Annotated in this window: 25 protein-coding genes and 1 pseudogene; 13 read left to right on the forward strand and 13 right to left on the reverse strand. The window is 66.5% G+C overall.

The genetic code is table 11. The features are described from left to right. Positions 1 to 42: 42 nt before the first annotated feature. From AB0F51_RS05880 to AB0F51_RS05890, 3 genes are read right to left on the reverse strand one after another with little or no spacing between them, the layout of a single operon-like run. Positions 43 to 1,344 (reverse strand): MFS transporter, encoded by a 1,302-nt coding sequence (locus tag AB0F51_RS05880; protein WP_360274707.1) that lies wholly within the window; start codon positions 1,342 to 1,344, stop codon positions 43 to 45. Then, positions 1,287 to 1,520 carry a DUF397 domain-containing protein gene (locus AB0F51_RS05885; RefSeq protein ID WP_360274710.1) on the reverse strand — a complete coding sequence of 78 codons (234 nt, stop codon included), beginning with the start codon at positions 1,518 to 1,520 and terminating at the stop codon, positions 1,287 to 1,289. The genes AB0F51_RS05880 and AB0F51_RS05885 overlap by 58 nt, the downstream gene beginning before the upstream one ends. Next, the gene (locus tag AB0F51_RS05890; protein ID WP_360274713.1) at positions 1,510 to 2,391 is read right to left on the reverse strand and encodes a helix-turn-helix transcriptional regulator; all 882 of its coding nucleotides are present in this window, start codon (positions 2,389 to 2,391) and stop codon (positions 1,510 to 1,512) included. The genes AB0F51_RS05885 and AB0F51_RS05890 overlap by 11 nt, the downstream gene beginning before the upstream one ends. Before the next feature lie 70 nt (positions 2,392 to 2,461). Here AB0F51_RS05890 and AB0F51_RS05895 point away from each other — a divergent pair, with 70 nt between their 5' ends. Then, positions 2,462 to 3,337 carry an alpha/beta hydrolase gene (locus AB0F51_RS05895; protein ID WP_360274716.1) on the forward strand — a complete coding sequence of 292 codons (876 nt, stop codon included), beginning with the start codon at positions 2,462 to 2,464 and terminating at the stop codon, positions 3,335 to 3,337. 602 nt (positions 3,338 to 3,939) lie between these two features. Here AB0F51_RS05895 and AB0F51_RS05900 read toward each other — a convergent pair. Both AB0F51_RS05900 and AB0F51_RS05905 read right to left on the reverse strand, forming a co-directional pair. Then, positions 3,940 to 4,290 carry a hypothetical protein gene (locus AB0F51_RS05900; protein WP_360274719.1) on the reverse strand — a complete coding sequence of 117 codons (351 nt, stop codon included), beginning with the start codon at positions 4,288 to 4,290 and terminating at the stop codon, positions 3,940 to 3,942. Positions 4,291 to 4,423: 133 nt separating this feature from the next. After that, positions 4,424 to 4,650 (reverse strand): annotated as a pseudogene (locus AB0F51_RS05905) (hypothetical protein); the annotation flags it as partial. A 145-nt stretch (positions 4,651 to 4,795) separates the two neighbouring features. On the opposite strand from AB0F51_RS05905, the gene AB0F51_RS05910 reads away from it, so the two are divergent. Continuing rightward, the gene (locus AB0F51_RS05910; RefSeq protein WP_360277206.1) at positions 4,796 to 5,089 is read left to right on the forward strand and encodes a penicillin acylase family protein; all 294 of its coding nucleotides are present in this window, start codon (positions 4,796 to 4,798) and stop codon (positions 5,087 to 5,089) included. Here the strand turns inward: AB0F51_RS05910 and AB0F51_RS05915 are convergent. Continuing rightward, positions 5,043 to 5,414 carry a PRC-barrel domain-containing protein gene (locus AB0F51_RS05915; protein WP_360274722.1) on the reverse strand — a complete coding sequence of 124 codons (372 nt, stop codon included), beginning with the start codon at positions 5,412 to 5,414 and terminating at the stop codon, positions 5,043 to 5,045. The genes AB0F51_RS05910 and AB0F51_RS05915 overlap by 47 nt on opposite strands. A gap of 374 nt (positions 5,415 to 5,788) precedes the next feature. Between AB0F51_RS05915 and AB0F51_RS05920 the strand changes: the two genes are divergently transcribed. Next, positions 5,789 to 6,784: a hypothetical protein gene (locus tag AB0F51_RS05920; RefSeq protein ID WP_360274725.1), complete on the forward strand. Its 996-nt coding sequence runs from the start codon at positions 5,789 to 5,791 to the stop codon at positions 6,782 to 6,784. Between the two features lie 42 nt (positions 6,785 to 6,826). Here AB0F51_RS05920 and AB0F51_RS05925 read toward each other — a convergent pair whose 3' ends face one another. Continuing rightward, the gene (locus tag AB0F51_RS05925; RefSeq protein ID WP_360274727.1) at positions 6,827 to 7,237 is read right to left on the reverse strand and encodes a cupin domain-containing protein; all 411 of its coding nucleotides are present in this window, start codon (positions 7,235 to 7,237) and stop codon (positions 6,827 to 6,829) included. 170 nt (positions 7,238 to 7,407) lie between these two features. Here AB0F51_RS05925 and AB0F51_RS05930 point away from each other — a divergent pair, with 170 nt between their 5' ends. Then, on the forward strand, positions 7,408 to 8,427 hold the full coding sequence (locus tag AB0F51_RS05930) for a zinc-dependent alcohol dehydrogenase family protein (RefSeq protein ID WP_360274729.1): 1,020 nt from the start codon (positions 7,408 to 7,410) through the stop codon (positions 8,425 to 8,427). After that, a complete protein-coding gene (locus AB0F51_RS05935) occupies positions 8,424 to 8,690 on the forward strand; it encodes a cyclophilin-like fold protein (RefSeq protein WP_360274732.1) in 267 nt (88 codons plus the stop codon). The genes AB0F51_RS05930 and AB0F51_RS05935 overlap by 4 nt, the downstream gene beginning before the upstream one ends. Here AB0F51_RS05935 and AB0F51_RS05940 read toward each other — a convergent pair. Both AB0F51_RS05940 and AB0F51_RS05945 read right to left on the reverse strand, forming a co-directional pair. Continuing rightward, entirely contained in the window at positions 8,687 to 9,850 is a 1,164-nt protein-coding gene (locus AB0F51_RS05940; protein WP_360274734.1) for a phosphotransferase, read from the reverse strand. The two genes, AB0F51_RS05935 and AB0F51_RS05940, sit on opposite strands and share 4 nt — an antisense overlap. A 166-nt stretch (positions 9,851 to 10,016) precedes the next feature. Further along, positions 10,017 to 10,397, reverse strand: a complete 381-nt coding sequence (locus AB0F51_RS05945) for a hypothetical protein (protein ID WP_360274736.1) — start codon at positions 10,395 to 10,397, stop codon at positions 10,017 to 10,019. A 119-nt stretch (positions 10,398 to 10,516) separates the two neighbouring features. Here AB0F51_RS05945 and AB0F51_RS05950 point away from each other — a divergent pair, with 119 nt between their 5' ends. Next, positions 10,517 to 11,509: a cation diffusion facilitator family transporter gene (locus AB0F51_RS05950; RefSeq protein ID WP_360274739.1), complete on the forward strand. Its 993-nt coding sequence runs from the start codon at positions 10,517 to 10,519 to the stop codon at positions 11,507 to 11,509. Between the two features lie 9 nt (positions 11,510 to 11,518). Here the strand turns inward: AB0F51_RS05950 and AB0F51_RS05955 are convergent, their stop codons facing one another. After that, positions 11,519 to 12,433: a LysR family transcriptional regulator gene (locus tag AB0F51_RS05955; RefSeq protein WP_360274742.1), complete on the reverse strand. Its 915-nt coding sequence runs from the start codon at positions 12,431 to 12,433 to the stop codon at positions 11,519 to 11,521. 127 nt (positions 12,434 to 12,560) lie between these two features. Between AB0F51_RS05955 and AB0F51_RS05960 the strand changes: the two genes are divergently transcribed. The 3 genes from AB0F51_RS05960 (at position 12,561) to AB0F51_RS05970 (ending at position 14,438) form a co-directional block, all read left to right on the forward strand. Next, positions 12,561 to 13,268 carry an SDR family oxidoreductase gene (locus tag AB0F51_RS05960; RefSeq protein ID WP_360274744.1) on the forward strand — a complete coding sequence of 236 codons (708 nt, stop codon included), beginning with the start codon at positions 12,561 to 12,563 and terminating at the stop codon, positions 13,266 to 13,268. Between the two features lie 18 nt (positions 13,269 to 13,286). Continuing rightward, positions 13,287 to 13,646, forward strand: coding sequence for a nuclear transport factor 2 family protein (locus tag AB0F51_RS05965; RefSeq protein ID WP_360274747.1), 360 nt, complete (start codon positions 13,287 to 13,289; stop codon positions 13,644 to 13,646). A 75-nt stretch (positions 13,647 to 13,721) separates the two neighbouring features. Next, positions 13,722 to 14,438, forward strand: a complete 717-nt coding sequence (locus AB0F51_RS05970; protein ID WP_360274749.1) for a hypothetical protein — start codon at positions 13,722 to 13,724, stop codon at positions 14,436 to 14,438. Between the two features lie 61 nt (positions 14,439 to 14,499). On the opposite strand, the gene AB0F51_RS05975 is transcribed toward AB0F51_RS05970, so the two are convergent. Beyond that, entirely contained in the window at positions 14,500 to 14,964 is a 465-nt protein-coding gene (locus tag AB0F51_RS05975; protein WP_360274752.1) for a MarR family winged helix-turn-helix transcriptional regulator, read from the reverse strand. Between the two features lie 76 nt (positions 14,965 to 15,040). Here AB0F51_RS05975 and AB0F51_RS05980 point away from each other — a divergent pair, with 76 nt between their 5' ends. Further along, a complete protein-coding gene (locus tag AB0F51_RS05980; protein ID WP_360274754.1) occupies positions 15,041 to 15,901 on the forward strand; it encodes an LLM class flavin-dependent oxidoreductase in 861 nt (286 codons plus the stop codon). 13 nt (positions 15,902 to 15,914) lie between these two features. On the opposite strand, the gene AB0F51_RS05985 is transcribed toward AB0F51_RS05980, so the two are convergent. Continuing rightward, complete coding sequence (locus AB0F51_RS05985; protein WP_360274756.1) at positions 15,915 to 16,313, reverse strand: VOC family protein; 399 nt, start codon at positions 16,311 to 16,313, stop codon at positions 15,915 to 15,917. A 90-nt stretch (positions 16,314 to 16,403) separates the two neighbouring features. Between AB0F51_RS05985 and AB0F51_RS05990 the strand changes: the two genes are divergently transcribed. Further along, entirely contained in the window at positions 16,404 to 16,910 is a 507-nt protein-coding gene (locus AB0F51_RS05990; protein WP_360274759.1) for a tetratricopeptide repeat protein, read from the forward strand. Positions 16,911 to 16,953: 43 nt separating this feature from the next. Here AB0F51_RS05990 and AB0F51_RS05995 read toward each other — a convergent pair whose 3' ends face one another. Next, the gene (locus AB0F51_RS05995; protein WP_360274762.1) at positions 16,954 to 17,409 is read right to left on the reverse strand and encodes a rhodanese-like domain-containing protein; all 456 of its coding nucleotides are present in this window, start codon (positions 17,407 to 17,409) and stop codon (positions 16,954 to 16,956) included. A 227-nt stretch (positions 17,410 to 17,636) separates the two neighbouring features. On the opposite strand from AB0F51_RS05995, the gene AB0F51_RS06000 reads away from it, so the two are divergent. Further along, positions 17,637 to 18,335: a GAF and ANTAR domain-containing protein gene (locus AB0F51_RS06000; protein ID WP_360274765.1), complete on the forward strand. Its 699-nt coding sequence runs from the start codon at positions 17,637 to 17,639 to the stop codon at positions 18,333 to 18,335. Positions 18,336 to 18,374: 39 nt separating this feature from the next. Then, on the forward strand, positions 18,375 to 19,529 hold the full coding sequence (locus AB0F51_RS06005) for an ROK family transcriptional regulator (protein WP_360274768.1): 1,155 nt from the start codon (positions 18,375 to 18,377) through the stop codon (positions 19,527 to 19,529). Positions 19,530 to 19,539 lie beyond the last annotated feature (10 nt).

Raw genomic sequence — 19,539 nt, forward strand, 5'->3', positions numbered from 1 at the left:
CCGGTCCAAGGGGACCGGGGCCTATCTGGAGCTGCGTGGCGGCTACCGCAAAGTTCGCGAGCGCATGAGGTACGGCAGCAGGACTATTGCTGCGATCGCGAGGATCGCACTAGCGGCAACCAACGTCCCGCGCAGCCCGACGACGTGAGCAAGTACGCCACCGATGAGCGCGCCGAGGGGAGCCGCCCCGTTGCCAATCGTGCGGAATGCTGTGACGACCCTGCCGAGCAGCGGCCGTGGGCTGAGTTGCTGCCGTGCAGAAGTCACGGTGACTGTGACGAACGTCGACGCAAACCCCGCCACGACGAGCGCCAGGCCGGCGACGACTGGCTGGTGAGTCAGAGCGATCGTCGGCCAAACCAGGATCCGTGCGACTAGGGAGCCTGCCACAAGATTTCGGGCTCCCCAACGCCGGAGTACGCGGGGAGCAAGAGGTCCCGCGACAACGCCACCGACTGCAAGCGCAGCGATCAGGAGACCGTATCGGGCGGCGCTGAGACCGAGACCATCCGAGTCGACGGCATAGAGGACGAGCACGACCATGGCACAGTTCGTCGTAAGGTTCGCGATCCCGGTGAGGAGCGCCAGCGTGCGAAGTTCACGGTGACGCAGAAGGAACGCGCCGCCCGCCCGTATGGCCCGGCGAACGGGTTCATGACGACTAGTTGCCTGAGGCTTCGATTCTGAGCGGACAGTCGCGAGGAGAGCGGCCGAGAAAGCGAACGACAGCGCATCTGCCAGGAACGGAAGCCAGGCGCCGGCGGCGAACGCTGCCGACCCAACCGGAGGGCCGATCAAAGAGCCACCTGCGACATCGAGCGAGGACATCCTTGCGTTGGTCGTGTCGCGAGATGCTGGGTCACCGTCGGTCAGATCTGCGACTAGCGACTGCTGAGCTGCGCCATGGAAGATCCAGCCAGAGACCACCAAAAACGCCCCAGCGGCAAGGATAGGAATGGTGATGCTGTGTGTGAGGAAGGTCGCCACTAGAGCCGCGATGACCAACGCACGAAGCAGATCACTGAGCACCAGGACTGGCTTAGTGGGCCACCGATCTACGAAGGCGCCTGCCACCGGCGCGACCACAAGCCATGGCAGTAAAGCTATCGCCGAAACTACCGCGACCGCCGATGCGGAGTGATCGATTGCAACAGCTGCGAGAGGTACCGAAGCTGTCCACATGCCGTCGCCGAGGGACGAGACACCGGAAGCCGTAAGCACGAGCCGCCGACTTCTGGCGGCTCGAGTCTGGACCTGCTGGTGCCCCGCGCCCTCGACGCTTGTCATTAGATGTCGGCAGGCTTCAGGGAGCCGTTCTGGATGCCCAGAACCATGTGCTCCCATGACCTCCGGGGAATCCGGACGACGGCACCGGACGGGTCATCGCTATCGCGCAGCGCCACCCAACCGTCTGGCCCGTCCGCGATGTAGACGCATGCGCCGTCATCGCTGGTGCTGCTCTTCCGCCAGCCCGCGAACTCTTCGAGGCTAGGGGCATCGGGCGTCATGTTACTGGCCATCTTTGCTAGCTCCTTCGGTTCGAATCAGTTGCCGGATCAGCCTAATCGAGTCCTCGGGATTGAGCGCGGCGTCGGCCATTCGCCTCCACGTCAGCTCGAACGCTGCAACCTGATCAGCCCCGGAGAACGCCATATGTATTGCAGGGGTTTCCATCCGGACAACCGGCGGCTCGTCCGGATCTTTAAGCGTGACCATGACAAAGCCGATCATTGGAGCCACAACCAACTCCGCATCGAGGGGGATCACCCGTACGCTGATGTGGGGGGAGTCTGCGAACTCGAGAAGCCTCTCCCACTGTTCTCGGCGGGTTCCTGGCGGACATCCCTTTGGGCGCCACCGGATACCGGCCTCCATCAGAATCGCGTCGTACCGCGGGCTACGCGCCTTCATGATCCGCCGGCCACGTTCCATCCGATCGGCGACTGCCTGCTCAACATCGATCTCGCCCGTTAGGTTGCTGCCCGTGATCGCGGCGCGGGCGTAGCTTGGGGACTGGAAGGGTCCGGGCACCAGGTACGGCTGGAAATGCCGAATCTCCTTGGCAACCTTGTCTGTTGCCATCAGTTCGCGTTGGCGGCCGGCCAACGATCCCTTCAGCACTGCCTGCCACTCGGACAGCTCAGTAAGAGCGCCCTCTGCAAGTTTGAGTAGTTGATCCCGCTCAGGTCCCGTCACTGACGTGGCGTCAGCCCACGCGCGGACGTCGGAGATCTTCGGCTTCACCACCGAGTTCTCAATCCGACTGACGCGGGATTGGGTGGTCCCCATGGCCTTCGCTAGTTCGGGGCCGGTGAGCCCCGCCCGCTGGCGAAATCTCCGCAGCTCACGTCCAAGCTTCCTACGCTTGTCCAGCGGTGTGTCGTCAGCCATTCGCTCGTTCCCGTCGCCGATCGGTATGCAATTCTATGCGAGCCCGACGGTGCGACGCTAACTTAGGCCTATGGTCAGCAGCCAGTCAGACACCCGAATGGTCGACGTTCATGCCGGCCGCCTCGCCGTCCACACCTGGGGCGTCGGCGCTCCAGCTGTCGTCTTCATTAGCGGTCTAGGGGACCCGGCGAGCGTGTGGCAACCCGTCATCGCCCGGCTTGGAAAGCTGACCACCTTCCTGACGTATGACCGTGCAGGGGTCGGGGAGAGCGGCGATCTACCGCCTCGCGACGCGGAGACGCCCATGCCTGCCAGTTGGGCGGCAAGGCAACTACACGACCTGCTCACCGCCACCCTCGCCGGTCAGCGGGTGGTGCTCGTTGGTCATTCGCTGGGCGGCCAGATCGCCGACGCGTTCGCCATCAAGTGGCCGGAGCTAGTTGCGGGACTTGTACTCGTGGATGCGGTGGATGCTGAGCTCTACCTCAAAATCAGACCGCAGAGGCCAGTGTTCGACGACGCAACTCCGGATCGCGCTGGCCGTGGGTGGAAATGGGACGTGGCAGCTAGCGCCGCGGAATACGGCGCAACAGAACCGGCGGTACATCCCCCAACTGTCGTGGTCACAAGCGCAATCTGGCGCTGGTTCGAAGCCAAGCAGCCTGAGCTCTACCGTCCGCTCTCCCTAGCTGAGGTCGACCAGAGGTGGCAACTGGCGCAGCTACACCACGCCCGTCGATGGCGCGGCGAACTGGTGGTAGCGCACGAGGCCGGGCACCGTTTGCATGAGGACACGCCAGGGCTCCTTGCGGCGGTAATTGCTCCTGTCGTCGAAGCGGCGGCATCCGGAGCAATACTGAAGCTGGACCGCGAGCGCATTCGTCAAGAGGGTGGCGGGCTCCGACCAACCCGACATGCAGGCGAGTCCTCTCCGCCCCCGACGTGACACGGTTCATGACGCGAAGCGGAGGCAACTGGTGGGAAATTTCGCGATCGACGGGGTTGGGACCGATACGTTTTGCGCCTGGAGAGGGCAGATGACACGCCGAGCGGCAGCCTTTTAATCCGCGGGTTGTCGGTTCGAGTCCGACGGGGCCTACCTCTGTACGGCGGACGCCCACGCGTGCTCCTCCGTCGCCCGCTCCCCACCCCCCAGCTACCTCGCTCCTCCGTCGCTCGTCCCGCTGCCGCGAAGACAGGCGTCCCGGGCCGCGGCCCGTTTCCAAGGTTCGACTGGATCATCGCTGCGGAGGACTCAAGTCGATTGGCCGCCGTGGGTAAAGGGGTGAGCGTCTGCGCCCCGCCGGCAGCGCCTTTCCCGGGACGCCGGATCGCCGCTCCAAGTCGGAGAGATGAGCCCCGGCCAAGCCGAGGTCATTCACCCGAAAGCGGTCACGAAGATCGAACATGCGTTTTGGGTATCTGCTTTAGTGCGGTGCTCGACTCGTTCTCCTCGAGCGCTGATCGGTTGCTTCCCGAATACCAGGACGAGGACTTGGCCGTCGGAGGCATCATCTGCGACGGGTACAACTACCGCCGCCGGATGTGCTATCCCACCGGCGGCACGGGCACCCGTACCACGGTGGCGGTGCCGTCCGGGCCCGTCACCGTGCAGCTGACCGCGTTCGAGGCAAGGCCAGTCTTCTTGCCAAATGTCTTGGCGACGATTTCTACGCCCCCGGTAGGCGTAAAGGTGATTGACAGCAGGACCATGTGCTGGTCGTCGACCCACCGGCTCGCCGAGTCGCCGGGCGTGCCGACGACGGTGACTGCGCCCTCGGCGCAGGCGACGGTGAACGTCTCCAGACCATGTCCGGGCGGGGCGTCGGCGACGGCCGGCAACGCGGGCAACGCGACCACGGCGGCCGTTAACGCGCCAAGTGCGAGAAGTCGCTTCATGTGTGTTCCCCTCCGGTGAGTGTGGCTTAGACATCCACTATCCCGCGGGCAACGTGCTCCAGCCGGTCAAGTCTCGGGTTTGAGCGATCGCGTTCTACTTCCGCCGCTAGAGCGTACTTTCTGTGCATCTCTCTTAGCGGAGTGCTCGCTGCTGGCCCGGTTTGAGGAGTGTGTTGACCGCCCGCTGGAGGAGTCGGTAGAAGAGCAGGTCGCAGCTGCGGGCGGTGCGGCAGTTGAACCGGAAGGTGTACTCGTCGAGGTAGTAGGGCAGCTGGTGGTTGGCGACCGCGTAGTGCAGGGAGCCAGTGAGCCAGTGAGCCAGCGCTTGAGCAGTGAGGCGATCAGGTGGATCCCGGGGAGCACGGCGGTCGGGTCGGGCGCGTTAGAAGACTCGGCCGGATCCGGCTCGAGGTTGCCGAACGACCCGCCACGCTGGAGCTGGTCGAGTTCGGCCGAAGCAATGGTCGAGCCCGGGTCGACGATCCGCACCGACGGCGCCCAGATGATGCGCCGGCTTGGGCAGTTGAGCTATACGCACGAGTACGCCACCGGCGAGTTTGGGCGGAAGCTTCGCGCCTGGGCGGTGACCGCCGGCGGCGTGAGCGGCGACCCCGCCTCAACTCACTTCAACGACCAGGGAAGGCGCTACGCGAGCGGCAACCTCCGGCCGGGCCACATTGAACGCACCACCGCCCAGGCCTCGACTGAAGCCTGGGCGAGATGGGTGCTATCCGCTGGAAGACCAGCGGGTGCTAGAGGGTGCCGCTGGTGCGGTAGGTGTTGTCGTAGTAGCCGCTGATGCGGGTGCGGTAGTCGTCGTTGAGGCCGGCGTCGGGGTCGTAGTCTGGGGAGTCTTTGATTTGGTCCTTGGTTCGGTCTACGTAGACCTTTTGGTCCTCGTGGTCGATGCGGTCGATCACGCCTGCCGGTAGGAGGACCTTGCGGCCTAGGATCCAGGGGCCGGTGTCGACTACCAGGCCCGCTGCGCCCGGCTCGTACGTGGCCTCGTCGACCTTGCCGATGTCACCGTCGGTCGCGGCGATCTTGTAGCCCACCAGGTCGCTGCCCTCGGTGTAGCCGGCGTCCGGACGGTAGTTCCACGGGTCGAACGCGCTCATCGTCATTGCGGTTCATCGCCTTCCTGCAGGGGTTGGGGACAGGTCACTCCACCCCGGAAGTCCGACGCCGCGGGCTTCCGGGTCGTCTGCCCCCTGGTACCCCGAGACGCCGACCGCAACCGCTCGAAACCCATACCAGGCGGTACTGCGATGCCTGCGATCAGCGGTCATCTCGCATTCTCACGCCGAGCTGACAGGCTTGCTAGTCACGGTGGACACTTTCGCCGTGCCTGCGCTCTGTCGCAATGGTGGATAGCCTGACCGGTAGCGCTTGTGACCTGGGAGGCAAGGCTATGTCGGGAGTCTGGAGCCAAGGCGGGGAAGGACAATGGCGACCTCTGACCGCCACGGGGTTCGTCAAAGAAGCGGATCTTCACGGATTGATCGAGGGTACGCCGGGGATGTTGCCGCTCGCCGGCGCGCCGAGGCTCGCGATCATCGGACGGGAAGTTCGCTGTGGGCGGGAGTGGGCCGACCTGCTGGCGGTCGAGGTCGAGACTGGGCGCCCGGTGGTCATCGAGATCAAGCTGGCGGCGAACACCGATCGTCGACGAGCTCTGACGCAGGTACTCGGGTACGCCGCCTACCTTCGTCGGCTGGATGGGAAGGGCCTGAACACGGTCCTGCAGGACTACCTTCGCAAGCAAGAACTCGCCTCGGTCACCCACGCCGCCAAAGTGGCCGCAGAGGTTGATGCCGACTTGACCTTCGATGAGACCGCGTTCGAGCTTCAATTCGAGGACGCGCTGGCAGACGGGAGGTTGCGGGCCGTCATCGTGCTGGACGAGGCGCCTCCGGATCTGGTGGATCTGGTTGGCTATCTCCAAGAGGTCACGAGCGACCGGCTCGCGCTCGATCTGGTCGTGGTGACGGCATACCAGATCGCCGGCCAACGCATTCTGGTTCCGCAGTTGGTTGAGCCGGACCGCACGCAAGTGACGGCAGAGCTGGCCGGGACCAGCAAGCCGACAAGCCGCAGCGAGATAGTGCCCGGCGCTGAAGAGTTCGCCAAGCAGATTGAGACAGCTCCGCCGGACCAACGGTCCGAGCTCCGCCGACTGGTGCAGTGGGCCCGGGAGCTAGAGGCCGAACAACTCGCCAAGCTCTTCACCTCGGTCGGCAAGGGCCGATGGGTGCTCAATCTGCGGCTGCCTGGACAGGCTCGCGGCATGCTGTCGATCTGGAATGAAAAGGGCCTCTCCGTGTCGCCGTACCGCAGTGTGTTCGAGCAGGAGGCACCCAATACGCTCGACAAACTTGACAAGTTGATCCCGGGTGAGATCGGCCGTGGCAACTACATCAGAGGTGGTTGTGGCGAGGACGTTTTACGACTCCTGCGGGAGGCGTACGTCGAGGCAAGGGACAGCCGCGCCTGACAGTCCACCTCGCCGGCGAAGTCCGATCGGTGCAACCGAGCTCTACGTGATGGATGGAGCTGCGTTGTACTCCTCGTCGGTTACTGGGGTTAGCCAGTGGACTAGGGCGTGGGTGGGGTCGGATTCGTTGAGGGCTAGGTGGGTCATGAGGCGGGTGGGGGTGGCGCCGTGCCAGTGTTCTTCGTTGGCTTCGAAGAGGACTCGGTCGCCGGGGCGGATGATCTCGATGGGGCCGCCGCGGCGTTGGCAGAGGCCGATGCCTTCGGTGACGAAGACGGTTTGGCTGAGGGGGTGGCTGTGCCAGTGGGTGCGGGCGCCGGGCATGAAGTGGACGAGGTTCGCGGCGACTCGGGACGGTGGGGGTGCTGCCGCGACGGCGTCGATGTAGACGTCGCCGGTGAACCAGTCGGCCGGGCCCTTGACGGTGTCGATGGAGCTTCGGGTGATCTGCATGGGTTCCTCTGTTGTCGGAGTAGTTGCGTCCGGCTTCGACAGTAGTCCGTGGCGAACCGGTGAAAGGTGCCCTGTTGGTACACCTCTCGAGAGGGACTTCTTGCGCGGCATTCTGCCGAGTTCACTGGGTTGGTGACCCCTTTCGAGACAGCACGAGGAGGAGCGCCGCGATGCGCCAGGTAGTGATGCACGGGCCGGGGGACGTACGAGTCGAGGATCGCGAGGAACCGAAGATCCTTGCGCCTACCGACGCGATCATCCGGCTGTCGGCGACGTGCATCTGCGGTAGCGATCTCTGGCCGTACCGCGGCGCCGAGCCGGTTGACCATCAGGTGATGGGACACGAGTACGTCGGCGTGGTCGAGGAGGTCGGCGCAGAAGTTCGGACCGTCAAGGTCGGTGACTTCGTCGTCGGGTCGTTCTGGGCGTCGGACAACACCTGCGAGATCTGTCAGGCCGGCTATCAGGCGTACTGCGTGCATCGCGTCCTGATGGGCACCATCGGCACTCAGTCGGAGCTTGCCCGGATCCCCTTGGCTGATGGGACTTTGGTCGCCACGCCGGGAATGCCAGAGCCCGATCTGATCCCGTCGTTGATGGCGGCCTCTGATGTTCTGGGTACGGGGTGGTTCGCTGCCGTCGCGGCCGAGGCTGGTCCGGGCAAGACGGTGGCGGTGGTCGGTGACGGCGCCGTCGGGCTGCTGGGGATCCTGGCTGCCAAGCAACTCGGCGCCGAGCGGATCTTCGCCTTCAGCCGGCACGCTGATCGCCAGGCTCTGGCCAAGGAGTTCGGTGCCACCGACATCGTCGAGGAGCGTGGCGATGATGGGGTGGCGCGGGTCAAGGAACTCACCGATGGGCTCGGGGCTCATTCGGTCATCGAGGCGGTCGGTACTCAGGAAGCGATGATGCAGGCCATCCGCTCCACCAGGCCGGGCGGGCATGTCGGGTTCGTCGGCGTTTCGCATGAGGTGGCGATCCCGGGTGACGAGCTGTTCATGGCAGGCGTCCACATCCATGGCGGGCCGGCGCCGGTGCGGCAGTACCTACCCGAGCTCGTGCAACTCATCTGGGATCGAAAGATCAACCCGGGCAAGGTTTTCGACCTCACCCTCCCGCTGGAGCGCGCCGCCGAGGGCTACCAGGCGATGGACGAACGCACCGCGATCAAAGTCCTTCTCACAACATGATCAGAACCGCCTCCGCGCTGCTTCCAGGCAACGCTCGACGACAGCGCCGCCGCACGCGACCTGATCGCCCAGCTGCCACTCACCATCCGGACCCCGAGGTCGGCGACATCGGCTACTACGCCCCCGGCAACGATCTGGTTCTGTACTACGGCAACCAGTCCTACTACGACGGCATTGTCGTAGTAGGACGGCTGCAGGGTGACGCCGCTCAGCGCATCGCAGACCTCGACGGCTCCGTCGAGGTACAGGTCCAGCGAGCTTAGATCTCCGCCGCGGCCAACAGTTCCTGCAACGACGCGCGGCTTATCGGGCGGCTGAGGAGGTCGAGGGTGCCGCGTTCGGCGGTGTCGGACTGGTCTGCGTCGGTGGGGTCGATTGCTTCGCAGATGGTGTTGTACGTCCAGTTGAGCCAGCCGCTGATCGCCACTGCGAAGGACGAGATGTCGAGCTTGGGCCAGCTACCGGCGGCCTCCGTGTAGCCGTCGCGGAAGGCCGTCACGGCCTGCCGGTTGAGGGTAGGCCGCAACGCCCAATGGGTGAGCGCATAGCCGACCTCTTGTACCGGCGAGAGGGAGCCGGCGAAGTCCCATTCGGTGATGACGAGTTCGTCGTTGTGGCCGATGCGAACATGCTCGGGAATGAGATTGCTGTTGCAGAGAATGAGATCGGCAGGGTCGGCCTCGAGCTCGATACGCCGGAGATCGGCCAGTACGGGCAGCGCTTCGGCGAGCTGCTCCGCCCACGACTTGCCCGCGACGCGAGCTCGGTCGAGGAGCTTTTCCCAGTCCGCGTCGGACTTTCGCGTGGTCAGGTACCAGCTGATCGGCGTCTCGCTCGGCAGAGCAAGCGAATGCAACAGCCCGTACGTCGTACCGACGCGGCGGGCGACGCCGGCTGAGGTCGGGATGACCGGCGCCGGGCCAACCTCGATCCACTCGTGGACTCGCCAGCTTTGGTCGCAAACGGTTTCAACCAGCTCACCGCGCGGACTCCGCACGGGAGTCGGCGCAACGACACCGGCGGCGACGGCGGCGTCGCGAAGGCGAGTGCCGAGTTCGGCTTGGTCGTTGGTGATCCAGGCGTAGACGGTGACGGCCAGCCAGCGCCCGCGGTCCGTGGTGATCGACCAGCAACGGCCCATCGGCGTAAACGAAACAGGCGACGGCGGAGCCGTCACAACCCCAAGACCGAAAGCCTCGGCCAGCGCTTCGGCGAGTCCATCAGGAGCGACCGGTACTGCGGCCGCGCGGCGCTCCACCTCGCTCTTCAGCTCGGCCCAGTCCCGCATCCCGTACTCCACCGCAAGCGCCCGCTGCGCATCGGCAAGCGATGCCGAAGGGCTCGATTCGCGGAGTGCGGCGAGCAGGTCTTTGGCCTCTTGGCGCAGAAATCCGAGGCTCGGTTTGTCCGGCAGGAATCTCACAGTGCGTCCTCTCGCACCCGGACTCGCACGGGTCGCAAGGAGCACAAGTGCCCTGACCAGTGAAGACGAACAGAGGTGGCTTCCAGCCTTCCGGCGAGTCTCGACGCGGCCCCAACCACGTTGCCTCGACGCTAGCCGACGACCCACAACCCGGTCAACGCCGCTTTCACTGGTTGGCAGGAGCGGGTCGCCGCTTGGTGAGCAGCGCGACGGCCCAGCCGGCCAGATATGCCGCGCCCAGGAGGAAGGCCTCGGCGATGAAGCCCCGGACGGAGGAGGCACCGTGGGAGAACGCGAAGGCCGTGGCGAAGAATTCGAGGAGGTTGTCGGGCATGGCGTCACAGGAGTTGCGGAAGGAGCAGTCGTAGGCCTGCTGCTCGATGACTTGCGAACGAAGGAAGTAATTGGCGCCCAAGGCCACCAATCCGATTCCTTCCGCGACCTGTCCCGCGAAGACGTGGTGTTTGTAGCCGTCGTGAACGAGAAACGACCCGACCCCCATCGCACCGATTGCCACGACCGTTGCCAGCAACGCAAAGGTTTCCATGACCGCCCCTCCCCCACCTCAGATCATGCGCCCGGCGGCGCCCACTGGCAATGATCCGCAAGGGCGACTCACCGGTGGCGCGCCCGGGGCGGCGGGAGCGTTCGTGTTACCAAGGTCTGATGGGTGATGCAGATGGTGACGGCCGGCCGGAGCTGTTGGCGGACGTGCCCGGCGCCGATGTTGCTGGTGGCTCCGAGAGTTTGACGACTGTGCTGGTCGCGTTCGGGGCCAACGTGGTGATCGCGGTGGCCAAATCCGTGGCGGCGGTGATGACGGCGTCGGCGTCGATGCTGGCCGAGGCGGCGCATTCGTGGGCCGATGCGGGGAATGAGATCTTCCTGCTGATCGCCAATCGGCGGGCACACAAGAAACCCGACGACCTGCATCCGCTGGGGCATGGGCGCGAGGCCTATGTCTGGTCGCTTTTCGCGGCACTCGGGCTTTTCGTGGCCGGCGCCGCGGTATCGATCACGCATGGCATCCAGGAACTGATCTCCCCCGCGCCGGCCGAGAATTTCGTCATCGGGTACGTCGTACTGGGTGTCGCCTTCGTGCTCGAAGGGATCTCTTTCCTGCAGTCGGCACGGCAGGCTCGTGCCGAAGCCACGTCGCTCGAGCGGGATCTCATCGAGCACGTGCTGGCCACGTCGGATCCGACGCTACGAGCCGTCTTCGTGGAAGATGCTGCCGCGCTGACCGGGTTGGTCATCGCGGCTGCCGGTCTCTTCGCGCATCAGTTGACCGGCTCGTCGATTCCCGACGCGATCGGCTCGATCCTGGTCGGTCTGGTGCTCGCCTGGGTCGCACTGCTCCTGATCAACCGCAACCGCCGGTTCCTGGTCGGCGAGGAGGCCGACCCGCGGGTGCGCAAGGCTGCGCTCGAAGCTCTGCTGAACGCGCCGGAAGTTGCCCGAGTCACCTATCTCCGCCTGGAGATCGTGGGCCCGCGGATGATCTCGGTGATCGGCGATGTCGACCTCACCGGCGACGACACCGAAGCTCACGTCGCAGTACGGCTGCGCGCCCTCGAGGCCAGGATCAGCGCCTCCCCCGCCGTGGCGGGCGCAGTGCTGAGCCTGTCCGCCCCCGACGAACCCACCCTGACCGTCTGAGCCAGGGGCCTATCGGTACGGGTCGTCGGCCGGGAGCCAGCAGGTGGTGAGGTCGGCGCAGAGGGGTGGCACGTCGTGGGTCAGGGCTTCGATGGTCGCCCGGACTGCCGTGCGGGGGTCGGAGCGGCGGGAGATGAGGGACCAGGTCCAGTACGGCGCTGGGTCGGTCACCGGGCGTTCGGTCAGGTCAGGTGGGAGCTGACTGGTGGTGCGTTTCGGGTTGTTGAGGACGGGCCGGCGCAGGCGGCGTACGTGTTCGTAGAACGCCGGGCCGGTCAGGCCGCCGTCGTCGATGTATTCGAGGCGCGCACCGGTCGCCTGCGCGAACTCCTCCGCGTAGGCGTTCCACGACGACCAGGTGGCGAGGTCGGCGTCGACCAGTACTACGACGTCCTTCGCGCGCACCGGCGAGTCGCCGGAGGAGCCGGCCGCCACGGCGTACAGGCGGTCCGCGCCGATGAAGCGGCCCTCCAGGTCGAGTTCGGCGAGCGAGCCGGCTGAACTCCAGGCGATGGCCAGGTCGATGCTGCCGTCCGCGACGCGGGCGGCCTGAGTGTGCGACGGCATCACCCACGCATCGATGCGGAGTTGCGCGATGCCCGAGACGCGGGTGATCAGGTCTGGCGGGTGCCAGCTGACGTAGCCGAGGCGGACCGGTTCGGCCTTCGAGAGGCCGGCGGCTGAGCGCCGGAGCTCGTCGGCTTGCTGGAGGAGGTCGCGGGCCGGCCCCAAGAGCGCTTCACCGGACGCGGTCAGGGTGACCGAGCGGCGGTCGCGGTCGAACAGGCGGATGCCGAGGTCGCGTTCGAGCGCCTTGATCTGCTGCGACAGCGACGGGCCGGCGATGTGCAGGGTGGCGGCCGCGCGGCCGAAGTTGAGTTCCTCCGCCACCGCGACGAAGTACCGGAGCTGCCGCAATTCCATCTGCCGATGGTAGGCGCTGCCTCTCAGCAGGGAGACAACAAGTCGTGGAGAACGCCTCCGCGCCGCGCCACCATCGAGGCAACGGAGAACGATCGCTCTCCCTGATTACAGAGAAAGAGCTGGCACAGTGAACACACAGAAAGTCGCCGTCGTCACCGGGGCCTCACAAGGCATCGGCGCCGGGCTGGTCACCGCCTACCGCAAGCTCGGGTACGCCGTGGTGGCGAACTCCCGATCCATCCAGCCCTCCGACGACCCGTTCGTCCTGGCCGTACCGGGCGATATCGCGACCCCCGGTGTCGGCGAGCGGATCATCGAGCAGGGACTGGAGGCCTTCGGCCGGATCGACACACTGGTGAACAACGCCGGGGTGTTCGTCGCGAAGCCGTTCACCGAGTACACCGACGAGGACTTCGACCTGGTCACCGGAGTGAACCTGCGGGGCTTCTTCGAGGTCACCCGGCGCGCGGTCGAGGCGATGCTCGGCCAGGGCGGCGGACACATCGTCAACGTGTCGACCGCGCTGGTCGAGCACGCCAACACCAACGTGCCGTCCGCGCTCGCGTCGCTGACCAAGGGCGGACTGAACGCCGTCACCAAGTCGCTGGCGGTCGAGTACGCCACCCGCGGCATCCGCGTCAACACGGTTGCCCTCGGCATCATCAACACCCCGATGCACCCGGAGGAGACGCACGAAGCGCTCGCCGGCCTGCACCCGGTCGGCCGGATCGGCGACATCTCCGACGTCGTCGGCGCGGTCACCTACCTCGAGGACTCCCCCTTCGTCACCGGCGTCATCCTCCCGATCGACGGCGGCCAGACCGCCGGTCACTAGTACCAAGGAGCTCCACCCATGAGCACCACCAGCATTCTGCGCACGGTTCTCGACCAGTGGAAGGCCGGCGTCGACACACACGACCCGGCCGCGGTCGCGAAGGTCTTCACCGATGACGCCATCTTCCAGGGCCTGCACCCGTACAGCATCGGTCCGGCAGGCGTAGCGCAGTACTACGAAGCGCAACCGCTGGGGCTGAAGGCCGACTACGACATCCTCGAAGCCCGGCAACTCACCGACGACCTCGTCCTCGGCTACCTCAAGGTCGCCTTCTCCTTCGTCGACCGCCCGACGCTGGAGGTCTACCTCAGCATCATCGCCCGTCGCACCGGTGCCGACTGGCGCATCGACCACTACCAAGTCTCCAAGCTCACCTGAGTTCCCCCGCTGGGGTGAGGGAGATCCGTCTGGCGCGGGAAGGCAGCACGGACCACGCAGTACAGGCTGGTGGGTGTGAGCAAGCAAATGCGACGGATGCGTCTCCTGGTCGGCTGGGGCGCGGTGGCTGCGTGCGGGCCGTACCTGACCTTGAAGCTGGCCTGGCTGACCGGAAGCGGCGTCGGAACAACGGGTTCCGGCGCCGCGGTGATGGGCGACACGAAGCATGTCGTCGGCAACCTTCTCACCGTGGGCATGGATCTGGTGGCGATCGTGGTCGCGCTGGCCTTCACTTACGTATGGGGCCAGCGGCTACCAAGTTGGCTGGTCCTCGGTCCGATCTGGATCGGGACCGGCCTGCTCGCTCCGATCGCACTAGGCCTGCCGCTGGGGATGGCTGTGCAAGGCTTCACCGGCGGATCGCCCACCGCATCGGACAACGGTCTCGAGGACTGGGTTTACGGCATCGTGTACGGCGGTTTCACTCTCCAGGCGATCCTGCTGGTGACGGCGTTCGTGCTAAATGCGCGGACGCGCTGGCCGGACGTGTTTCGCCTGCGCACAAAGGAAATCCGCATCCAGAACCGCTTCATCGTCATCGCCGCCGTGGTCGCCGCGGCGTACGGCCTCCTGTGCGTCGTCTGGGCATTCACCGACGGCGGTCACCAGGCGGTGGAGACCGCCGCACAGAAGACCTTCTGGGTAACCCAGGCCGCACTGAGTTTCGCCGGAGCCGTCGGCCTGCTGACGCTGGCGTATCGCTGGGCCGCGGACGGCTGCTCCTACCGTTGACGGCGGCCTGGCTGGGCACCGGCGTCGTCTTCGCCTCCGGCCTGTACGCCGCACTGGCGCTCTAAGCCGTCTCGCCCGGCAGCCGGTCGAGAACCTTCTCGGCAATGTTGCCCAGCGCAACCAGTTCCTCGCGGGACAGCAAGTCGACGAAGTGACGGCGTACGGAGGCAACATGATCCGGCGCCGCCTCCTCAATCGTGCGCAGACCGAGAGCAGTCAGTACTACGTCCGCCCCGCGCCCGTCGTCCGGGCTGTCGGTGCGGGCGACCAGGCCGCGCTCCTCCATCCGGCCGATGTGCCGGGACAGCCGGCTCTTCGACCACAGCATCCGGTCGGCGAGACCGTTGAGGCGGCGGCGATGGTCGGGTTCCGCCGACAGGGCGGACAGTACGTCGTAGTCGGCCATCGACAGGTTCGCGTCACGGCTGAGGTCCCGGGCGATCTCGGCGTCCAGCAGCAGCCGCATCCGGCGATAACCGATCCAGGCGCGGAACTCCTCGTCGTCCAACCAGTGCGGCTCCGTCATAGCGACCACAGTAGTTGACATGTAATCGAAGTGACTCCTAGGGTCAAGGTTTACATGTAAACGAAATGAGGATTCCATGACGCGGCTTTTGTTCGGACTCGGCATCTCACCGGGCGCCGGGATCGGCGCCGACCCGGTCGGACTGGCTCGACGGGCGGAGGAGCTGGGCTTCGACTTCGTGAGCATCTCCGACCACCCGAGCGGCACCGATCCGACGTACGAGACGTGGACGTTGCTGACCTGGCTGGCCGCGGCGACCTCGCGGATCCGGATCGCGCCGCGGGTGCTCGGCGTTCCCTACCGGCCGCCGGCCATGGTCGCGAAGATGGCCGAGACTCTCGACCGGTTGTCCGGCGGGCGGCTCATCCTGGGACTGGGCGGCGGGTACTCCGACCACGAGTTCCGCGGCTTCGGGCTCCCCATGCCGACGCCCCGCGAGAAGGTCGACGGGCTGGAAGATGCGATCCGGATCGCTCGGGGACTGTGGTCGCAGGAGTCATTCAGCTATGCGGGCCGACGGTTCCACACCGACGCCGCCGAGCTGGCGCCCAAGCCGGATCGCCACATCCCGATCTGGCTGGGCACCTTCGGCGATCGCGCGCTGGCACTCACCGGGCGTGAGGCGGACGGCTGGATCCCGTCGCTCGGCTCGGCGCCGCCCGAGCAGGCCGTCGTGATGCGCGACAAGATCCGCGCCGCTGCCGATCGGGCCAGCCGGGACCCAGACAGCATCACGTACGCCTACCACGTACAGGTCGAGCTGGATCGCGACCTGCACGACCAGTCCGTGGTCAGCGGCTCAGTGGACCAGATCGCCACCCGGCTGGCCGGCTTCACCAAACTCGGCTTCACCGCACTGAGCCTCACGACCACCAACCCGGAATCGATCGACCGGCTGGCCACGGAAGTCATCCCCGCCGTCCGCGCCCTGGCCTGACGGCCACCGCTGACTACTTGGCGATCTCCCAGACGTGGCCGGCCGGGTCGGCGAAGGCCGCGGTACGGATGCCCCACGGCCGGTCCATCGGGCCGTTCAGGAACTCGACGCCGCGACCCGTCAGTTCGGCGTACAGGGCATCGACATCGGCGACCGGGATGGTCAGCTGGAACCGCCGTCCCGCGTCAGCACCGCCGACCGGCGCCGGATCGATCAGCTCGGCTGCCTGACTCACCGACAGCAGGTTCACCATCAACTCCCCGAACAGGTAGACCGCCGACACGTCGTCCTCGTGCGCCACCGGCAGCCCGAACACCTCCCCGTAGAACCGCTTGCACTCCGCAAAGTCCTCCACGAACAGCGTGATCGCGCTGACTCCCTGCGGCCAGCCACCCTGCGTCGTCTCACTCATGGTCTTTTCCTCTCGTCGAGATCGCCCTTGCGACCGCCACGTCGGAGCGGCCGGGGTGGCCTCGACATTCTGACCCGGCATGATGGAGCGGTGAGCGAAGACCTGACGCCGGAACTGGCCGCGACGATCGCTGAGGCGTTCAACCGGCGGGACCGGGACAACATGCAGCCGACGATCGACTTCTTCGAGGACCTGCTGACCAAGCACCCGGGCAACCCGTACGTGCTCTACGAGGTCGGCGGCGCCTACGACACCGATGGCCAGGAGGAGAAGGCGCTCCCGTACTACGAGCAGGCCCTGCCCGGGCTGACCGGCGACACCAGGCGGCGCTGTCTGCTGCAGTACGGGAGCACGTTGCGCATCCTCGAGCGCTACGACGAGTCGCTGGAGGTCTTCAAGGCGGCGAGCAAGGAGTTCCCGGAGTCGGACTCACTCCGCGTCTTCAAGTCCCTCACGCTGCACGACGCCGGCCGGCCGAGCAAGGCGCTCGCCACCCTCCTGCTACTGATCGCCGACCGCCTCGACACCCCGGAACTCAAACGCTACGAAGCAGCCATCCGAGGCAACGCCGACCACCTCGCCAACCTCGAGCCCTGACTCGGGGCATCCAGCCGAAAGCCCGCCGGCTGGGCGGGCGGCATCAGCAGGCGCAGGCGATCCCCGTTGGGGCGGTCAGCGGGTCCGAGGGCCGGCGGGTGATGCCCTCGGCGGTCTCCACCGGAAGACCTTCCCGGGTCCAGTACTCCATCCCGCCGATCATCTCCTTGACCGGATAACCCAGCTTCGCGAACTCCAACGCCGCCCGAGTCCCACCATTGCAGCCCGGCCCCCAGCAGTACGTCACCACAGGCGTCCCAGCCGGTACTACGGCCGCGGCGCGCTCGGCGATCTCCCTGGTCGGCAGATGGATCGCGCCTGGCACGTGTCCTTGGTCCCAGCTCTCCTGGCTGCGGCTGTCGACGAGCACCCAGCCGGTCACTCCAGCGCCGATGTCGGCCGCCACATCCGACGGGTCGGTCTCGAACCTGAGCTTCCCGGCGAAATGCGCCACCGCGTCATCGTGCGCCGCCGACAATCCCTGCAGTACCACCGACATCTCGAACTCCTCTTCGGCCAACCCGTGCGGACACCCCAAGCCTCCGGCCAACCCCTCCCTCCCACCAGTGGCAGAAATGACCTACTACAACAAATTACTGCCAGTACCTTCTCAAGCAACAATTCGGGGGTCCGGCTAACACTTCGGGCGGGTGAGGCTGCATGATTGCGCGGAAGGTTCACTCCAGCCACGGGGTGCCCTGACGATGACTCATGTCTGGAGCCCGGATGGCTGACTACGACATTGCCGCGCCCGCGTCGGCCGACGCGTTCGCGCGGCTGGCCATCGAGCTGCACGATGCGCCCGGTGTCGAGGAGACGGTCGACGCCGTCGTCCAGTTCGCGCTCCAGGCCCTGAACTGCATGTACGCCGGGCTCGCGCTCTACACCCGCGGTTCGAAACCGGAGATCGCGGCGGTCACCGATCCCGTGGTCTCCGACGTGTACGGCTTGCAGATCGACTCCAGCCACGGGCCGCTGATGGTCGCGTTGCGGGAGCGCAGCACGGTCCTGATCCGGGACACCACCCACGACGACCGCTGGCCGGAGTGGGCGGCGAAGGTGGCCGGCCTCGGCGTCCGGAGTGTGCTCGACGTCCCGCTCACCACCGGCGACCGGTCCACGGTCGGCGTCCTCGGCCTGTACTCCGCCGACCCGGACGCGTTCGGCCCGGACGACGAGGCGATCGCGCAGATCCTCGCCCGGCACGCCTCGGTCGCGGTCGCGTCGGCGCGGCACGAGGAGACGATGGAGCAGGCGGTCGACGCCCGCAAACTGGTCGGCCAGGCGATGGGCATCCTGATGGAGCGCTTCGACCTCGACGCCGACCGGGCCTTCGCCATCCTGAAGCGCTACTCCCAGGACACCAACACCAAGCTCCGCGACGTCGCGCAACAGCTCATCGACACCCGGAAACTGCCGCACTGACCGGAAGCGGCCGCGCGCCGGGGCGGTAGGTTTTGTGGCGTGGGCGGGACAGCGGTGACTACGGGGGCATGGCGGCCGTTGAGCGGGCCGTCGCAGCGGGTTGCGCTGGAGATCCTGCTGGACGGGCCGTTGTCCCGTGCCGAACTGGCCCGGCGGGTAGAGTTGTCCGCCGGGAGCCTGACCCGGCTGACCAAGCCGATGCTGGAGTCGGGGCTGCTGGTCGAAGTACCAGTGGAAGCCGGTGATCCCAAGGTGGGGAGGCCTTCACAGCCGCTGGACGTGATTCCCACTTCGCATCACTTCGTCGGGGTGAAGCTGACCGGCGACACGGCGCTCGCAGTACTGACCACACTCCGGGCCGAGGTGATCGCGACCGAGGAACGGCCACTGACCGACCACACACCCGCGGCGGTCGCCGACGTGGTGGTCGAACTGGCCCGCTCACTCAGCGACGGCCGGCCACCGATCACTGGGCTCGGGATCAGCCTGGGCGGCCACGTCGACGAGTCCGGTGACGTACCGCGTGGCGACTTCCTCGACTGGCACGACGTACCGTTCGGCCGGCTGGTCGCCGAGCGGACCGACGCCCAGGTCGTCGTCGCGAACGACGTCATCGCGGTGACCGAGGCGATCCACTGGTTCGGCGCCGGTCGCGGGATCAGCCGGTTCTGCCTGCTGACCATCGGAGCAGGCGTCGGCTACGGCCTGGTGGTCCACGACAAGCTGGTCGACACGAGCGAGGCCGGGCTCGGGCTGGTCGGTCACTACCAAGTCGATCCCGCGGGGCCACCGTGCGAACGAGGCCATCGCGGCTGCGCCAGCGTCATGCTCACCACCGACGCCATCACCGGTCAGGTCAGCGCCGCCCTCGGCCGTCAGATCGGGTACGACGAATGTCTCGACCTGGCCAAGAACGGTGACCCCGAGGCCCGTCGCGTCGTCGGCACGGCGGGGCACGCGCTGGGTCGTTTGATCGCGGCGGCGAGCAACTTCACCATGCCCGAGGCCGTCGTGCTCGGCGGCGAAGGGGTCCAGCTCGCGACCGTGGCCCAGGATGAACTGCAGGCCGGGCTCCAGGCCGACCGTCACCCGTCAGCCGCCCCGCCGCCGATCATCCTCGAAGACCCTTCCTTCACCCAGTGGGCCCGCGGCGCCGCCGTGATCGCCATCCAGACCTTCGTGCTCGGCCGCTGAATTTCGTAAC

The organism is Kribbella sp. NPDC023855, from assembly GCF_040639475.1.
Classification (GTDB): domain Bacteria; phylum Actinomycetota; class Actinomycetes; order Propionibacteriales; family Kribbellaceae; genus Kribbella.

Coding starts and splice junctions, on each gene's coding strand:
- AB0F51_RS05880 (WP_360274707.1), bottom strand. CDS start 1,344: ATGGGAGCACATGGTTCTGGGCATCCAGAACGGCTCCCTGAAGCCTGC.
- AB0F51_RS05885 (WP_360274710.1), bottom strand. CDS start 1,520: ATGGCCAGTAACATGACGCCCGATGCCCCTAGCCTCGAAGAGTTCGCG.
- AB0F51_RS05890 (WP_360274713.1), bottom strand. CDS start 2,391: ATGGCTGACGACACACCGCTGGACAAGCGTAGGAAGCTTGGACGTGAG.
- AB0F51_RS05895 (WP_360274716.1), top strand. CDS start 2,462: ATGGTCAGCAGCCAGTCAGACACCCGAATGGTCGACGTTCATGCCGGC.
- AB0F51_RS05900 (WP_360274719.1), bottom strand. CDS start 4,290: ATGAAGCGACTTCTCGCACTTGGCGCGTTAACGGCCGCCGTGGTCGCG.
- AB0F51_RS05910 (WP_360277206.1), top strand. CDS start 4,796: ATGCGCCGGCTTGGGCAGTTGAGCTATACGCACGAGTACGCCACCGGC.
- AB0F51_RS05915 (WP_360274722.1), bottom strand. CDS start 5,414: ATGACGATGAGCGCGTTCGACCCGTGGAACTACCGTCCGGACGCCGGC.
- AB0F51_RS05925 (WP_360274727.1), bottom strand. CDS start 7,237: ATGCAGATCACCCGAAGCTCCATCGACACCGTCAAGGGCCCGGCCGAC.
- AB0F51_RS05930 (WP_360274729.1), top strand. CDS start 7,408: ATGCGCCAGGTAGTGATGCACGGGCCGGGGGACGTACGAGTCGAGGAT.
- AB0F51_RS05935 (WP_360274732.1), top strand. CDS start 8,424: ATGATCAGAACCGCCTCCGCGCTGCTTCCAGGCAACGCTCGACGACAG.
- AB0F51_RS05945 (WP_360274736.1), bottom strand. CDS start 10,397: ATGGAAACCTTTGCGTTGCTGGCAACGGTCGTGGCAATCGGTGCGATG.
- AB0F51_RS05950 (WP_360274739.1), top strand. CDS start 10,517: ATGGGTGATGCAGATGGTGACGGCCGGCCGGAGCTGTTGGCGGACGTG.
- AB0F51_RS05955 (WP_360274742.1), bottom strand. CDS start 12,433: ATGGAATTGCGGCAGCTCCGGTACTTCGTCGCGGTGGCGGAGGAACTC.
- AB0F51_RS05965 (WP_360274747.1), top strand. CDS start 13,287: ATGAGCACCACCAGCATTCTGCGCACGGTTCTCGACCAGTGGAAGGCC.
- AB0F51_RS05975 (WP_360274752.1), bottom strand. CDS start 14,964: ATGACGGAGCCGCACTGGTTGGACGACGAGGAGTTCCGCGCCTGGATC.
- AB0F51_RS05980 (WP_360274754.1), top strand. CDS start 15,041: ATGACGCGGCTTTTGTTCGGACTCGGCATCTCACCGGGCGCCGGGATC.
- AB0F51_RS05985 (WP_360274756.1), bottom strand. CDS start 16,313: ATGAGTGAGACGACGCAGGGTGGCTGGCCGCAGGGAGTCAGCGCGATC.
- AB0F51_RS05995 (WP_360274762.1), bottom strand. CDS start 17,409: ATGTCGGTGGTACTGCAGGGATTGTCGGCGGCGCACGATGACGCGGTG.
- AB0F51_RS06000 (WP_360274765.1), top strand. CDS start 17,637: ATGGCTGACTACGACATTGCCGCGCCCGCGTCGGCCGACGCGTTCGCG.